This window comes from Streptomyces sp. NPDC036813 (assembly GCF_055609245.1).
In genome coordinates this window covers 728364-742454 of record NZ_JBVJPV010000001.1, presented here as the reverse complement: position 1 = coordinate 742454, position 14091 = coordinate 728364, and the positions used below count along the sequence as shown (strand labels likewise).

Here is a 14091-nt window from a genome sequence, read left to right as displayed (position 1 = left end):
GGGAGCGGTGGGGGTGGTCATCCGGCCGGTGCGCTCCCGTCGTGCCGGGTGGTGAGACGGTCGGGCGCGGGGGCGCCGGGGTGGTCCGGCGCGGAGGCCGGCCTGCCGCCGCGGGCGCCGGGTGTGTCGAGCGGCGCGGGCAGGTGTACGGCGCGCAGCCCGGTGTAGGGGGCGTGCGGGGCGTGCTCGGCCGGGAGGTGCAGGGTGGTGGGCCCGGTGGCCGGTTGCGGGCGGGGGTCGGCGACCGGGTCGAGGCTCTGCTGGGCCTCGGCCAGAGTGATGCCGCGCCGGAAGGCGGCCATCAGACCCGGGTCGGGTCCGGCGGCGTCGTCCTCGGGGCGGGGCAGGGGGCCGCCGCGCAGTTGCGGGACGATGTGTTCCTGGGCGCGGCGCCGGGGCAGCCGGGGTTTGCCCATGGTGCCGCGGACGGCGCCGGCCCGCGGGAGCGGCGGGGCGCCCGCGATCTCCTCCACGGCCGCCCGGTCCTCGGGCCGGATGCCGGGCACGGCCGCGGCCGGGGTGGGCCGCTCCTGCTGCCGCCCCCGTACGGGCAACGGCGGAACGCGCCCGCCGTGGGCGGCACTCCCGGGTCCGGTGGCCGGGGGTGCGGCGCGGCCGGCCGGCGGGGAAGCGGGCTGCTCGGGCAGCGTGAAGGCGGACCGTTCGGGATCAGCCTCGCCCGGCCTCCCGGCGCCGGTGTGCCGGTCGCCCTCCTTCGGCCGTACGGCTGGCACGGCGCCCTCGTCGCCGTCCGGGACCGTGGCGTGGGACGCGCTCGCCGGCACGGGATGCGGCTGGTGCGCTGGCACGGCGTACAGCCCGGTGGGATGCGCCTGCTGCGGCGGTACGACGACCGGGTGCGCGCCGGTGCCGGAGTCGTGCGGTCGGATTCCGGCCACCGGGACGGGGCCGGTGCCGGAGTCGTGCGGTCGGATTCCGGCCGCCGGGACCTGGCCGGTGCCGGAGTCGTGCAGCCCGGTCGCGGCCGCCGGGAGCGCACCGGAACCGCTGTCGGCGTCGGCGCCGAGCAGGGCCTGCGGGACGACGAGGACGGCCTGGACGCCGCCGTAGATGTTGGTCTGCAACCGGACGCGGATGCCGTGCCGCCGCGCGAGCTGGGAGACCACGTACAGCCCGATACGGCCGTCGGCGAGCAGTCGGGCGACGTTGACCTGGTCGGGGTCGGCGAGCAGCTGGTTCATCCGCTGCTGTTCCTCGACGGGCATGCCGAGGCCGCGGTCCTCCACCTCGACGGCGAGGCCGGAGGTGACGAGGTTGGCGCGCAGCAGCACCTGGGTGTGCGGGGCGGAGAACACGCCGGCGTTCTCGACGAGTTCGGCGAGCAGATGGATGACGTCGGCGACGGCGTGGCCGCGCAGGGTGCCCTCGATCGGCGGGACCAGCTTGACCCTGGAGTACTGCTCGACCTCGGCGATCGCCGAGCGCAGTACCTCGGTCATGGAGACAGGGTGGCTCCACTGCCGGCGGGAGACGGCGCCGCCGAGCACGGCGAGGTTCTCGGCGTGGCGGCGGATGCGCGTGGCGAGGTGGTCGACGTGGAAGAGGCTCTTGAGCAGGTCGGGGTCCTCGATCTCGTTCTCGAGCTCGTCGAGGATGGAGATCTCCCGGTGCACCAGGGACTGCAGCCGCCGGGCGAGGTTCTCGAAGACCTCCAGTTTCTGCTCGCTGCCGGTCTGGCTGGACAGCTGGGCGGCCTGGACGACGGCGGTGACGGCGGCGTCGTGCGCGCGGGTCAGGTCGGCGGCGAGCAGGTCGAGGTCGTCGGCGTCGGCGCCCGGTGGGCGGCGTTGCGGGGGTGCGGGCGGGGCCTCGCCGCGGCGCAGCGCCTCGACCAGGGCGCGCAGGTCCGCCTCGCCGCGCGCGCTGCGGCGGCGCAGGGCGCCGACCCGGTCTCCGACGGAGCGGGCGGTGCGGTCGGCGGCGACGGCGGCGATGACGATGCCGGCGAGGGCGACGGCGGCCGCGCCGGCCAGTACCGCCCACAGGCCGGCGCCGGGGCGTGGCGCGGAGGTGCGGACGGTGAACAGCACGGCCGCGCAGGCGCTCAGCGCGACGGCGGTCGGCGGGAGCACGGCGAGGCGCAGCAGCTGCGGCCGTATGTGGGCCTCGGGGACGGAGGGGTGGGTGCGGACTGCCGGCCGCCCGTGCCGCCCGCCGCCCTCACGGCGGTCTGCGCGTGCGGCCGGTGCGCGGAGGTGAGACATCGGTGTCCTCGTACTGGGGGCCTGGTCCGTCGGACTGGTGTCGTCCGACGGACACTCACAGTAGTCGGCAACGCATCATGTGCGGTGGGCAGTTGACAAAGTCCCACGCACAGCATCCCGCTCTGGTATGAGCCTTCGTACGACAGACCGATAACCTCGCGCGGGGCGCGGACAGTGGCGATCATTTCTCGATCAGAGCTGTTCAGGAGCGGTCACGAGAAGAGGGCGAGGGTCGGGAGGCGCCTCGGCTCCCGACCCTCGCCCTCTTCCGTTCTTCGTTCGGTCGGCACCCGCCAGGGATCGCCCGGGACCGGTCCGCGCCCCGTACACCCCTCCCCTGTGCATCACTCAGCGTCAACAGCGCTGCTGCCGAGGCCGTCCGAGCATGGGCATCCTTCCGGCCCCGTCAACGCCGCCTGAACGCTCGTGGTTCGGTGTGTTCCGCTCCTGGACTCCCTTGAAGGCAGGACCGTTTCACCCACCGCCCGCCGTCGTCGCGTGCGTGCGGAGGCGGTAGTGGCGACCTCTCTCCGAGGTGCGCGCCGAGGACAACGAGCGGATACTCGAAGTAGGCGCGTTCACGGGTGCCGTCCAGCTTGTCGGACGTGACCGTCGGGTCACGGCGCCACCGCCCTTCCCCGGATCAGCGCGCTTCGGCGCTCCGCGACCACAGGGATCATGCCGGTCGGGACGGGCACGTTTGCTCCGCGATGCGAGGAACAATCCACGTACGAACACCAGAGGAGCGCGGCGTCACCGCCGCTTCCTCTTGCACGCGAGGTGTCCCATGACCAGGATCCACCGCCTCAATTGCATCATCCCCCCGCACCTCCTCGAAAAGCTCATGCGAAGTGACGACAGCGAGGTGCATCAGGCCGCGATGGCCACCATGCTGACCACGGCCTCTCTGCGCGGCGAGCGCACGGTCCGGGCGTCCCTCGCCGGGGCCGCCGCCCTCGGCGGCGGCCGCAGGACCGTCTTCGACTGCCGGCACGGCAGGTCTCTCCCCCTCGCGGTGCACGCCCGCTCGGAGGACGGGCCGGCCTCCGGGGACGAGTCCGTCAACAGGGCGTTCGACGGACTCGGCGCGACGCGCGACTTCTACCAGGCGTTGTTCCACCGCAATTCGATCGACGGCCGGGGGATGCGCCTGGACGGGTACGTCCACTTCAGCTCGCATTTCAACAACGCGTTCTGGGACGGCCGCCAGATGGTGTTCGGCGACGGTGACGGAAGGATATTCACCGACTTCACCGGGTCCCTGGACGTCATCGCCCACGAACTGACGCACGGAGTCACCGAGAACACCGCGGGACTCGAGTACCACAATCAGTCCGGAGCCCTGAACGAATCCGTCTCGGACGTCTTCGGAACGCTGGTCAAGCAGTGGTCGTTGAAGCAGACGGTCGAGGAGGCGGACTGGCTGATCGGGACCGAGATCTTCACTCCGGGCATCGAAGCCGACGCCCTGCGCTCGATGAAGGCGCCAGGCCAGGCCTACGACAACGCCCTGTTCGGCAAGGACCCCCAGCCCGACCACATGAGCCGATACGTCAACCTGCCGGACACCGAGGCCGGTGACTCCGGCGCCGTGCACATCAACTCGGGCATTCCGAACAAGGCGTTCTACGAGACGGCCATCGGCATCGGCGGATTCGCCTGGGAGGCTCCCGGTCTCATCTGGTACGAGTCGCTCAAGGCCTCGAGCCCGGACACGCAGTTCCAGGACTTCGCGGACACCACGTACCAGAAGGCCGGGGAACTGTTCGGGGCCGGCGGCACCGAACAACTGGCCGTGCTGGCCGCCTGGCAGGAGGTGGGCATCCAGATCAGCGGCGTCCCGGCGGGAGTCGCCCGGACGCAGGGCCTCGCGTCCGGCCGCAACGGCGGTGCCGGCCGTGAGGACGGCGTGGCCTCCCTGACCAAACAGGTCGGGGCGCTGGCTGCGCAGGTGGGAGGCCTGGCCAAGGACTTGGCCGCGCTGAAGGGCAAGTGACCTCCGGCGAAGGACCGAGGGCGGCCCGATCCCGGTCCGCCCGGAACGGCGAGGGAGGGCCGTCCGGTCGGCGGGAGGGCGAGGGCAGGGCCGCCCGGTCCGCCGGGAAGGTTGTGGACCATGAAGGTGACCCTGGCGGCCCATGGCGGTCAGGCGGCCGCCATCCGGCTCGGGCTCCCACCCAGGGTGCTGGACACCGACACCCTCCCCGCGAACACCGCGGCGGAGCTGGCCGAGATGGTGGCGGCGGCTTCCTCGGCGACCGAGACCGAACGACCGCCGGGCCGGGCGCGGGACGCCATGAGCTACACGATCACGCTGGAGAACGGCGGCCGTACGACCGCCCTCACCCAGTCGGACACCACCATGACCCCGGAGTTCGCGGCCTTGCTCGGCTGGCTCGAGCACCACTTCGCGCAGCGGTGAGGAACGCGGCGGGGTGGGGCTCCTCGCAGGCGTGGCCGGAGATGCCCGTCGGTGGCTCGCGCGGCCCGTTCCCGGGTCCTGGGCGCCGGGGCGGCTCAGCGGCGCGTGATCAGTGCCGAATCCGCGGCCGGCGTCACCGGTCGCCCGCCAGGTCGAGATCGCCGTTCAGGGAGTTGTCCGGAACCGCGTCGGTCGTCTCGGGACGACGCCACGGATACACGCCGGGGTGCGCCACCGACCGCCACCACGGTGCGACCGGCAACTCACCCGTGGGCTCGAACGGCTCGCCCGGACGGGGGAGCGCCACCGACTGGCCGGCCTCGGCGGCCGCGTAGCTCGTCCACTCCCCCGGTTCGGCCCACGGGTGCGGGGCGAGGTTGAAGGTGCCCCAGTGGATCGGCAGCAGCGCCCCGTGCGGCGCGCCGCCCTGGAGATCGAGGTGGGCGCGTACGCCCTCTTCGGGGGTCATGTGGATGTCCGGCCAGAACTCGCTGTACGCGCCGATCTGGATCATCGTCGCGTCGAACGGGCCATGGGCGGCACCGATCTCCTGGAAGCCGTCGAAGTAGCCGGTGTCGCCGCTGTGGTAGATACGGTGCTCCTCGCCCGCGACGACCCAGGACGCCCACAGTGTGTGCTGGGTGTTGCGCAGGCCGCGGCCGCAGAAGTGGCGGGCCGGGGTCGCGGTCAGGGTGAGGGGGCCGACCTTGGTGTCCTCGTGCCAGTCCAGCTCGCGCAGCCGGCTCTCCGCGACACCCCAGTGCTCCAGATGGGCGCCGACGCCGAGCGGCACGGCGAACAGTGTGTCGGTGCCGGCCAGCGCCTTGATCGTGGGCATGTCGAGGTGGTCGTAGTGGTCGTGCGAGATGACGACGACGTCGACCGGGCCGAGCACGGCGAGCGGCAGCGGCGCCGGGTGCAGCCGTCTGGGGCCGGCGAAGGGGAACGGGGAGCAGCGCTCGCCCCATACGGGGTCGAAGAGCAACCGCTGCCCGTCGATCTCGGCGAGCACGCTGGAGTGCCCCAACCAGGTCAGCCGCAGCCCCGTCGCCGGCGGCCGGGCGAGGTCGGCGAGCGTGGTGGCGTGCACCGGGACCGTGCCCGTCGGGGAGCGCCGGGGCCGGGTCTCCTTGTCGAAGAAGACCTTGGCGAAGTCCACCGCGGAGCCGGACGGACGGGTGCGGGCGACGCCGCCCGGGTTCACGAACACCCCGTCCTTGAAGTGGGGCGAACGCCGGATGCGCGCCAGGCGCTCACCGGCCGGGTCGGCGCCGAAGGCCGCCGGCCTCAGCGCACGCAGCCCGGAGCTCGTGGAACGCAAGCCGGTCACGGCACCTCCAGAAGAGTCGGGGCGTTCCATTATGGTCCGCCCCACCCGAAACGCCGGGCCGGGGCGGCAGCAGGCACGCCACGGGCCAGCGGCAGCGGGGCGGGGGCCGGAGGCCGGAGGGCGCGGCGTGGTTGGGGTGGCCGGAGGCCGGGGGTGGCCGGAGGCCGGGGGGCGCGGCGTGGCCGGGGTGGCCAAAGCCCGGGGGTGGCCGGAGGCCGGGGGTTGCCGGAGGCCGGGGGTTGCCGGAGGCCGGGGGGCGCGGCGTGGCCGGGGTGGCCGAAGCCCGGGGGTGGCCGGAGCTCGGGGTGGCGGCCGGAGGCCGGGGTGGCCGGGAGCCGGGGCCAGGGCTAGGGCCGGGAGCCGACGGCCGGGGGCCACGGGCCACGGGCCCGGGGCTGGAGCCGAAGGAGGAGCCAGCGGCAGCGGCCAGACACCGAGGCAGGGGCCGGAGAACCAGACGCCGAGGCGGGGGCCGGAGGCCAGACGGCAGGGGCCACGGGGTGAGGGCCGGGGCCAGGCGCCGCGCCCAGGCCGGAGCCCAAGACCCGAGGCCGTCCGCAGCGGCCAGGGCCAACGGCGAAGGCCGGTGAGGCAGAGGCCAAGACCGGCGGCCAGTGGCAGGGGCCGGGACCAAGGCCAGGAGCAGGGGGCGAGGTCTGGGGGCAGGCACGCTGTCGGGCCAGGCGGACCGGAGGCCAGGGGCCAGACGCCGAGGTGGGGGCCGGAGGCCAGACGGCAGGGCCGGGGCCGGAGGCCAGACGGCAGGGGCCACGGGGTGAGGGCCGGGGGCCAGGCGCCGCGCCCAGGCCGATGCCCAGGCCGGAGGCCAAGACCCGAGGCCATCGGCAGCGGCCAGGGCCAACAGCGGAGCCCAGATGGCAGAGGCCAAGACCGGCGGCCAGCGGCAGGGACCGGGACCAAGGCCAGGACCAGGGACCGGGACCAAGGCCAGGACCAGGGGCCGAGGTCTGGGGCAGGCACCGCTGTCGGGCCAGGCGGACCGGAGGCCAGGGGACCGTAGGACAGCGGCCGGGGGCCGACTTCGAGAGACCGGGGCCCGGGCCAGGGGCCAGAGGTAAGGCCAGAGACCGAGGTCGGAAGTGGGCCGGGCCGGGGGCCCAAGACCGGGGACCGGGTCGGGAGAGCAGGCGCCCGAGGCCGAGGCCGGGACTGGTGTCGGGAGGCCAGGGGTCAGGGACCGGGGACCGGGTCGGGAGGCCAGGGGTCAGGGGCCGGGATCAGGGGCCGAAGGCGCTCGGGTATCCATGGACCGGAGATCTGGGGCCGGGGGCCGGCGCCGAGGGCGCTGCGCCCCAAGGGGTTGGCGCCGGCCGCGCCAGCGGCCAGGTGGCGGTGGCGTACGACCGTCCCGCGCCGGGGTGCGGTGGCCTTCGCGAGGGCGTGCCCCGGGCTCTGTCGGCGCACCGCGGCGCGGCGGATGGGCCGGGGCCGGGCGCACCCGGTCGTGCCGCCCGCGGTCGGCCGCGTTCCGCGGTTGGGTACCTGACCGGACCGATACCCGGCGGTGCCCGGGAGGCGGCTCCCCTTCCTCAGGCGCCCGACCGGCGTGACCCGGATGGCGTCAGCTCTGGCTGGCCGGCTTGCTCGGGAGGTCGTTCCGGCTGCCCCGGCAGGAGTAGACGATCTCCACGGAACCGCCGGGCAGGCCCCGCTCGTGCTGGAGGACCAGCCCGGCATCGGGGCTGAGCGCGGGCGTCAGCCGCATTCCGTCGCCGAACAGCAGCGGCAGTACGACCAGTTCGAGCGTGTCGAGTGCGCCCAGGGCATGGAAGGTCCCGATCGTGCGCGGGCCCCCGACGAGGTGCACGTCGCCACCCCGGTTGGCCGCGCGGAGCTTTTCCAGCAATCGCACCGGGTCACTGTCGGTGGTGACGTGGTCGGGGGTGCCGTCCGGACGGTGTGAGCCGAGCACGAACACGTCGAGGTGCGGCCACGGCCAGCGGTTGTTGGTCAGTGCGGGCTCGAACGTGGTGCGTCCCATCAGCGCCGCCTCGCAGCCTGCGAGGAATTCCCGGATGCCATGGCTCTCGCCGGAGACGAACGCGGGGTCGGCGGTCTGGGCGGGCCAGCCGTTCGGTGTGGTCACATAGCCATCGGCACTCATGCTCATACGGGCGCGGATCTGCATGACTTCTCCCTGGGGCGTCCGGTCGCCGGCTGTACGTCCGGCAACCGGAACCACCGGTCGACGAGGGGGCAGCTTGTTGATAACAGAGCCGCGACCCGCGGGGTTTCCGCCTCGCCGGTCACGCCTCCACTCAAGCGTCGAACCGGAGACCCGCAGATCGACACGCCGTTCGAGAAAATCCTTCGTCCCACGGCGACGCCACGCCGACGACCCGTCACCAAGAAGGGCGGCGAGGCCGGTTCATCGTTCGGCCCCGCCGCCCTTCCGAAGGGGAGACGCACGCTGCGGCCCCGACTTCGCCTTCGGAACCGCAACTACCATGCGTCATCCGGGTGCCACGTTCCGTGCAGTCCAAACCACGCGAGGTCAGGAACGGAAGGGTCACACCCCGAACGCCTCAGCCGGCGGCCGCCCGGGGCATCAGCACGCACACGGCCTTACCGCTCGGGACCGGCACCACCGTCACCCTCTTGGCCAGGCGGCGGACCATGGACCAGCCGAACCCTCCGGCCTGCCCGCTCAGGTCGGGGACGCGGGAGCACGGAGGCGTGGGGTCGGAGTCCAGTACCGTCACCTCGACCGCATCCGGCCGGGCATCCAGGCTCAGCACGCACGTCGCGCTGTGCGCGTGCCGCACCACGTTGGTGACCAGCTCCGACACCACCAGTTCCACGTCATCGGCCGCGCGGCCCTCGACCGGGGGTACCAGCTGGCGCAGGTACCGCCGGCACAGGCGCCGAGCCCTGACGGGCGTTTCCGGGTCACTGTCGAGGACCGTCTGTCGCGGCGGGCCGACTCCCGTTCCCGGACGATGACGGATCACGCGCTGCCTCCCTGACTGGCCGGTAGGTACCTGTTCACCACGTTCCCGTGCGCCTGCCCGGCCCCGGCGTCGCCATTCCCCACCCGGTGAGCGCACCGGGCGCGGTTCAGCGAGTGGTGAGCATGCCCTCCCGCAGGCGCTTCAAGGTCCGCGACAGCAGCCGTGAGACATGCATCTGAGAGCATCCGAGGCGCTCGCCGATCTGGGCCTGGGTGAGTTCCTCGACGAACCTCATGTGCAGGATCTGCCGGTCGCGCTCGCCGAGCTCGGCGATCAGGGGCGCCAGGGCGTGGAAATCCTCCACCAGTCCCATGGCGGGATCCTCCGCGCCGATGAAGTCGGACAGCACCATCTCACCGTCCGGCTCGCCGCCGATGGTGGCGTCCAGGGAGGAGGAGTTGTAGCCGTTGGAGGCCATGCGGGCCTCGATGACCTCCTCCTCCGACAGGCTCATCAGCTCGGCCAGCTCCCGCACGGTGGGGGTGCGGCCGAGCCGGGAACGCAGTTCCTCGGTGGCCCGCGCGAGCTCGACCCGGGCCTCCTGCAGACGGCGGGGCACATGGACGGCCCAGGAGGTGTCCCGGAAGAAGCGCTTGATCTCCCCGACGATGTAGGGGATGGCGAAGGAGGTGAACTCCACCTCACGGGACAGCTCGAAGCGGTCGATCGCCTTGATCAGGCCGATCGTGCCGACCTGGACGATGTCCTCCATCTCCTCCGCGCCGCGGCTGCGGAACCGGCCCGCCGCATACCGCACGAGAGAGGTGTTCATCTCGATCAGGGTGTTGCGCGCGTACTGGTACTGGGGAGTGCCCTCCTCCAGCACCGCCAGCCGCTCGAGGAACGCCTTCGTCAGCTGCCTGGCGTCCTTCGGCGGGACCGTCCGGGGGTCGGTCACCTCCGGCAGGCCGGCCGTCTTGCCGTCCGCCTCCGTGCGTGACGCCGTCGCTGCCATCATCCCTCTCCCCTTCTCGTGACCTCCCCGACCGAATCAGCCAGTGAAGCGCGCTTACCCCGGTCCGCGACAAGCATGCGCGCGCCCTCGGGCTCGGCCGCGTCGCCAGGCGGGAATGCGTCAAGCGGTGCGGCTGTCAGGGCCTTCGGCGCCCTCGTGTATCCGTGTGGCGGCCGCCTCGCAGAAGGCCTCCAGCCCTGCCAGCAGTGCGGCTCGTTTCGCCGTCGGCATCAGCGCCAGGACGGCCCGCAGCTCCTTCTCCCGGCGAGCGCGCAGGTCCACGAGGAACGCGCGGCCACGGCTGCTCAGCCGCAGACGCACCTCGCGCCGGTCGGTCGGGCTGACGACCCGGTCGACAAATCCCGCGGCCCGCAGGCGGTCGCAGAGCCGGCTGGTCGACGGCGACGTGGAGGCGAGGGAGTCGGCGAGGGTGCGCAGGTTGATGCCTTCGTGGTGTTCGAGGATGAGGAGCACACGCAGCTGGGACGCGGAGGCGGGCGCGGTGGAGGCCCGGCCCCAGACCACTTCCAGCAGCTCCGCGGCCATGGAGGTCACACGCGCGATCTCCTCGGGCTGTGGCGGGTGTCGGAAGTCGGTCACGGTCACACTCTCGCAGGCACTGGGAGGGCTGCCAGCCTACTGGGGTCCGGAGCCGGCCACAGGTGACTCGGTCACCGATGCTCCTTCGGCGGGACGCCCGCACGCCGTCCCCTGGCGGCGAGCAGCCAACTGCCCGGGCCGACAGCATGGGTTGAGGTCCCCCGGCGCGGGCAACCGCAGTAGCGCGGGGTGGTTGGGGGAACGGCTTGCGCTACTGAAGGTGACGACTCGAAGGAGGCCGACAATGACGTGGTGGGGTTGGACGCTTCTCCTCGTCGCGCTGGTGCTGCTGCTCACCGTGGGAGCCGTCGCCCTGCAGGCGCACCGCCGCTCCGGCACGGTCCTGGTGGTGCGGCGCGAACGGCGGCCCAGCCAGGGAGGTGCCCGATGAGCACCCTCATGCTGGCCTCCGAGCTGACCGGGCGGGTCGTGGTGACGTTGGGCGGTGAAGCCTTGGCGAAGGTCAAGGACACCGTCTTCGACGCTCCGGCGGGCCGCATCATCGGGTTCACGCTGAGCGGGCGCGGGCTGCTGGCGGGACCGTTGCGCAAGAGTCTGCCGCTCGCGGGCGTGCACGCCGTCGGGCCGTCCGTCGTGATGGTCCGCGACGAGTCGGCGTTGACGGAACGGCGGGCGGTCATCGGGTCCGGCGAGGCCGCGCGCGGCGATGTGCTGGGCGCGCCGGTTCTCACCGACCAGGGCACGGAGGTCGGGACCGTGCTGGACCTCGTCGTCGCGAGTGGCGCCGGCGGCCGGGTGGTGGGGTTCGAGATCGCCGCCCACGCACATCTGGAGCGGCGGCAGCGCAAGGTGTTCATCCCGCGCGGTCAGACGCTGGCCGTGTCCGGACAGGCGCTGGTCGTCCCCACGTCCGCGCGTCACTTCCTCGCCGATGACCTGCCGAACTTCGCCGCCCAGGTCGAGGCCTTCCACGTGCGGAGCCGGCAGGGTTCCGCGGACACCGTCACCCCTGGCGAGGACGGAGGAGGACGCGGATGATGCTCTTTTCGCAGACGCGCGGGCTGCCGGTGCTGACCGCCGTAGAGGCCGCCTGTCTCGGCAAGGTGGAGGCTCTGTCGGTCGACGCGAGAACGGGCACCGTCTCGTACCTGCGTCTGTCGGGAGCTCCCGGCCGCACCGACGCCGTCTCCTGGAGCGCGGTCGAGGCAGTGGGTCCCGATGCCGTCATCGTGCGCTCCCGAGTGGCCGCGGACCGCACCTCGCCCGATGTGCCCGCGCATCACGAGGTCGTCGGACGCCGGGTGTTGACGGACCAGGGGACCGAACACGGCACGGTCAAGGACGTGGCGTTCGACCCGGCCTCGGGACGCGTGCTCACCCTTTTCACCGCACTGGGCGACACCCCCGGTGAGCGGCTGCTCGGCGCGGGCTCGTACGCCGTGGTGGTCCGCGCGGACGGCAGGTGATCACCGGGCCGCCCCCGGACACAGAGCAAGCTCCACGGCAGTGGGGTCGGTCCGACCGGCCGGAGCCGGGCCAGGACCCCCGCGCTGCCGGATCGTCGTCCGATCCGCCGGACGGGCGAAGAGGCAGACGGTAGTACCGCTTGCCTCTCGCCACTTCGGGTACAGCGTTGGGATGGGGACGTGTACCCAGTCCTGGAGCTTACTGAAAGTGATGTGTTGGTGACCCGTCTCGGCAGCCCCGGAGGCGACGAAGCGAGGGGATCGCGCGACGGCGTCGAGGCTGTCGCGGCGGAGATCGCCGATGCCGTGGACAGTCTCACCAACCTCTGGACGGTGGCCGCCCAGGAGGCCGCCCTGCGTTTGTCCTTGCACCAGCTGAGGGCGTTGCGCGCCTTGGAGGCGGCTCCGGATGTGAACCTCACGGCCCTGGCCGAGCAACTGGGGATAGGGCTGCCCACGGCGAGTCGGCTGTGCGACCGGCTGGAGGCCGCCGGTCTCCTCGAACGCATGTCCCATCCGCACAAGCGGCGGGAGGTGCAGCTGAGGCTCACCGGGCAGGGGAACCGGGTGCTGGACGACGTGGCGTCCCGCCGGGTGCAGGCCCTGGGCGCCGCCCTGGCATCGATGGCGCCCGAGGAACGCGCGGCCCTCAGCCGTGGCATGCGCGCGTTTCTGGCCGAGCGGGAAGCCGGTGCCCGCGAGACCGGTGCGCAGGACGCCGGTGCGCGAGAGACCGATGCGCAGGACGCCGGTGCGCGAGAGACCGATGCGCAGGACGCCGGTGTGCGAGAGACCCGTGCGCGCGAGACCGGTGCGCAGGACGCAGCCGCGCGGGAACCCGGTGCGCCGGCGCCCCCCAAGCGATGACGCGCCCGCTCACCCGGCCGGGCGCGCGTCCCGTCCCGGGTCGGTGGCGGTACGGCCGGTCCAGTCGAGGCAGACGACCGCGGCATCGGCCATCAGGTCCCGGCCCCCGAAGTGCTCCCACAGCGCGGAGACGACGGCACGCGCGGTCTCGTGCGGGGACGTCTGCCGCGTCGCGCTGAGAACCTGACGCAGCGCGTGCTCGCCGAAGAGGTCGCCGAGCGCGGAGCGGGTGTTGTGGACGCCGGTGCTGACGGCGACGAGCCGGTCGCCGGGTTCCACGCGGAAGGTCTGCTCCTCGTACGGGGTCTCCTCGAACATGCCGAGGGGCAGCTGCGCCTCCAGCTCGACCTGCCGGATGGTGCCGTCGCGCAGGAGGTACAGGATGGGCGATCCCGCGTCCACGGCATGCACGACGCCGGTGGTCAGGTCGAAGTGCAGCAGCAGCGTGGAGGCGTACACCTTGCCGCCGTAGTGGGCGAAGAGAGCCTGGTCGGCGAGGCAGGCCTGGTCGGCCAGAGCGATACCGGCCCGGCGTGCGTTGCGCAGGGCGCCCACGGCGAGGCTGGTCAGAAGCGACGCGTCGATGCCCTGCCCCATGCCGTCGGTGACGGTCAGGGTCAGGTGATCGGCTCCGGTGGACCAGTCGAAATTGTCGCCGCCGATGGCGTAGGCGGGCTCGAGGTGTGCGCCGATGACGTACTCGTCGCGGGCGCAACCACGGCCCGGCAGGAGCTGCCACTGCATTTCGGCGGCGAGCGTGAGGCGGCGGGTGCGCCGGGCCAGAAGGTACAGGTCGGTGTCCCGGCCGGCCGTGGCCACCTCGTGGCCGAGCGCCGTGGCGAAGTCGCCCAGCCGGAGCACGGTGACCGGATCCGCGGCCGCCGCGGGCAGCCGGACGGTGAGGACTCCCAGTCGGTCGCCGCGCACGGTGATGGGCAGGTGCACCACGTGGACGGTCGGATCGGGGATCACCTCCACCACCGGGCTCTGGGTGATGAAGGCACTGCCGGCGGGACCGTCATGGGCGGGGACGGGCTCTCCTGTGTGCGGCAGATGGGTGACCGGTTGCAGGACTCGCAGACCGTAGTCGGCCAGGAAGAGGGTGGTCTCCAGCGCGCCGACCTCCTCGGCGAGGAGTCGCTGGGCCGTGGCGACGAGTGCGTGAGGTGGCACCGCACGTAGCTGGCTCTCCACGGAGGGAACGGGCTCAGAGGCATACATGACGTCCACCTTCTCCCCTTGCGTTCTCCACGCTATCGCGGCGGCGGACCCGCCATGCAGCGCTTGGCCGGG

At 73.0% G+C, this 14091-nt stretch carries 12 protein-coding genes and 1 pseudogene; 6 read left to right on the top strand and 7 right to left on the bottom strand.

Annotated elements, in window-relative coordinates; translation table 11 throughout:
* Positions 1-17: 17 nt before the first annotated feature.
* Entirely contained in the window at positions 18-2225 is a 2208-nt protein-coding gene (locus tag ACZ67Q_RS03165) for a sensor histidine kinase (RefSeq protein ID WP_471175603.1), read from the bottom strand.
* Between the two features lie 787 nt (positions 2226-3012).
* Between ACZ67Q_RS03165 and ACZ67Q_RS03160 the strand changes: the two genes are divergently transcribed.
* Together ACZ67Q_RS03160 and ACZ67Q_RS03155 are read left to right on the top strand one after the other, a co-directional pair.
* Positions 3013-4221 (top strand): M4 family metallopeptidase, encoded by a 1209-nt coding sequence (locus tag ACZ67Q_RS03160; RefSeq protein ID WP_471175601.1) that lies wholly within the window; start codon positions 3013-3015, stop codon positions 4219-4221.
* Between the two features lie 120 nt (positions 4222-4341).
* Entirely contained in the window at positions 4342-4647 is a 306-nt protein-coding gene (locus ACZ67Q_RS03155; RefSeq protein ID WP_471175599.1) for a protealysin inhibitor emfourin, read from the top strand.
* 133 nt (positions 4648-4780) lie between these two features.
* Here the strand turns inward: ACZ67Q_RS03155 and ACZ67Q_RS03150 are convergent, their stop codons facing one another.
* The 5 genes from ACZ67Q_RS03150 to ACZ67Q_RS03130 all read right to left on the bottom strand — a co-directional run bounded on the left by ACZ67Q_RS03150 (position 4781) and on the right by ACZ67Q_RS03130 (position 10459).
* Positions 4781-5977, bottom strand: a complete 1197-nt coding sequence (locus tag ACZ67Q_RS03150) for an MBL fold metallo-hydrolase (protein WP_471175597.1) — start codon at positions 5975-5977, stop codon at positions 4781-4783.
* 1582 nt (positions 5978-7559) lie between these two features.
* Positions 7560-8126 carry a dihydrofolate reductase family protein gene (locus ACZ67Q_RS03145; protein ID WP_471175595.1) on the bottom strand — a complete coding sequence of 189 codons (567 nt, stop codon included), beginning with the start codon at positions 8124-8126 and terminating at the stop codon, positions 7560-7562.
* Between the two features lie 397 nt (positions 8127-8523).
* The gene (locus ACZ67Q_RS03140; protein WP_471175593.1) at positions 8524-8949 is read right to left on the bottom strand and encodes an ATP-binding protein; all 426 of its coding nucleotides are present in this window, start codon (positions 8947-8949) and stop codon (positions 8524-8526) included.
* Between the two features lie 106 nt (positions 8950-9055).
* Entirely contained in the window at positions 9056-9907 is an 852-nt protein-coding gene (locus tag ACZ67Q_RS03135) for an RNA polymerase sigma factor SigF (RefSeq protein WP_471175591.1), read from the bottom strand.
* A 117-nt stretch (positions 9908-10024) separates the two neighbouring features.
* Entirely contained in the window at positions 10025-10459 is a 435-nt protein-coding gene (locus ACZ67Q_RS03130) for a MarR family transcriptional regulator (RefSeq protein ID WP_471176015.1), read from the bottom strand.
* A 289-nt stretch (positions 10460-10748) separates the two neighbouring features.
* On the opposite strand from ACZ67Q_RS03130, the gene ACZ67Q_RS03125 reads away from it, so the two are divergent.
* The 4 genes and pseudogenes from ACZ67Q_RS03125 to ACZ67Q_RS03110 form a co-directional block, all read left to right on the top strand.
* Positions 10749-10895: a hypothetical protein gene (locus ACZ67Q_RS03125; protein WP_471175589.1), complete on the top strand. Its 147-nt coding sequence runs from the start codon at positions 10749-10751 to the stop codon at positions 10893-10895.
* On the top strand, positions 10892-11503 hold the full coding sequence (locus tag ACZ67Q_RS03120) for a PRC-barrel domain-containing protein (protein WP_471175587.1): 612 nt from the start codon (positions 10892-10894) through the stop codon (positions 11501-11503). Before ACZ67Q_RS03125 ends, ACZ67Q_RS03120 begins: the two co-directional genes overlap by 4 nt.
* Positions 11500-11931, top strand: coding sequence for a PRC-barrel domain-containing protein (locus tag ACZ67Q_RS03115; protein ID WP_471175585.1), 432 nt, complete (start codon positions 11500-11502; stop codon positions 11929-11931). Before ACZ67Q_RS03120 ends, ACZ67Q_RS03115 begins: the two co-directional genes overlap by 4 nt.
* Before the next feature lie 219 nt (positions 11932-12150).
* Positions 12151-12633: pseudogene (locus tag ACZ67Q_RS03110) on the top strand (MarR family winged helix-turn-helix transcriptional regulator); the annotation flags it as partial.
* A gap of 174 nt (positions 12634-12807) precedes the next feature.
* Here ACZ67Q_RS03110 and ACZ67Q_RS03105 read toward each other — a convergent pair.
* Positions 12808-14019 (bottom strand): PP2C family protein-serine/threonine phosphatase, encoded by a 1212-nt coding sequence (locus ACZ67Q_RS03105; protein ID WP_471175583.1) that lies wholly within the window; start codon positions 14017-14019, stop codon positions 12808-12810.
* Between the last annotated feature and the right edge of the window lie 72 nt (positions 14020-14091).

What these genes read in the sequence shown, in the direction of transcription:
- ACZ67Q_RS03165 (WP_471175603.1), bottom strand. Translation starts at nt 2,225, where the DNA reads ATGTCTCACCTCCGCGCACCGGCCGCACGCGCAGACCGCCGTGAGGGC.
- ACZ67Q_RS03160 (WP_471175601.1), top strand. Translation starts at nt 3,013, where the DNA reads ATGACCAGGATCCACCGCCTCAATTGCATCATCCCCCCGCACCTCCTC.
- ACZ67Q_RS03155 (WP_471175599.1), top strand. Translation starts at nt 4,342, where the DNA reads ATGAAGGTGACCCTGGCGGCCCATGGCGGTCAGGCGGCCGCCATCCGG.
- ACZ67Q_RS03145 (WP_471175595.1), bottom strand. Translation starts at nt 8,126, where the DNA reads ATGCAGATCCGCGCCCGTATGAGCATGAGTGCCGATGGCTATGTGACC.
- ACZ67Q_RS03135 (WP_471175591.1), bottom strand. Translation starts at nt 9,907, where the DNA reads ATGATGGCAGCGACGGCGTCACGCACGGAGGCGGACGGCAAGACGGCC.
- ACZ67Q_RS03125 (WP_471175589.1), top strand. Translation starts at nt 10,749, where the DNA reads ATGACGTGGTGGGGTTGGACGCTTCTCCTCGTCGCGCTGGTGCTGCTG.
- ACZ67Q_RS03120 (WP_471175587.1), top strand. Translation starts at nt 10,892, where the DNA reads ATGAGCACCCTCATGCTGGCCTCCGAGCTGACCGGGCGGGTCGTGGTG.
- ACZ67Q_RS03115 (WP_471175585.1), top strand. Translation starts at nt 11,500, where the DNA reads ATGATGCTCTTTTCGCAGACGCGCGGGCTGCCGGTGCTGACCGCCGTA.
- ACZ67Q_RS03105 (WP_471175583.1), bottom strand. Translation starts at nt 14,019, where the DNA reads ATGTATGCCTCTGAGCCCGTTCCCTCCGTGGAGAGCCAGCTACGTGCG.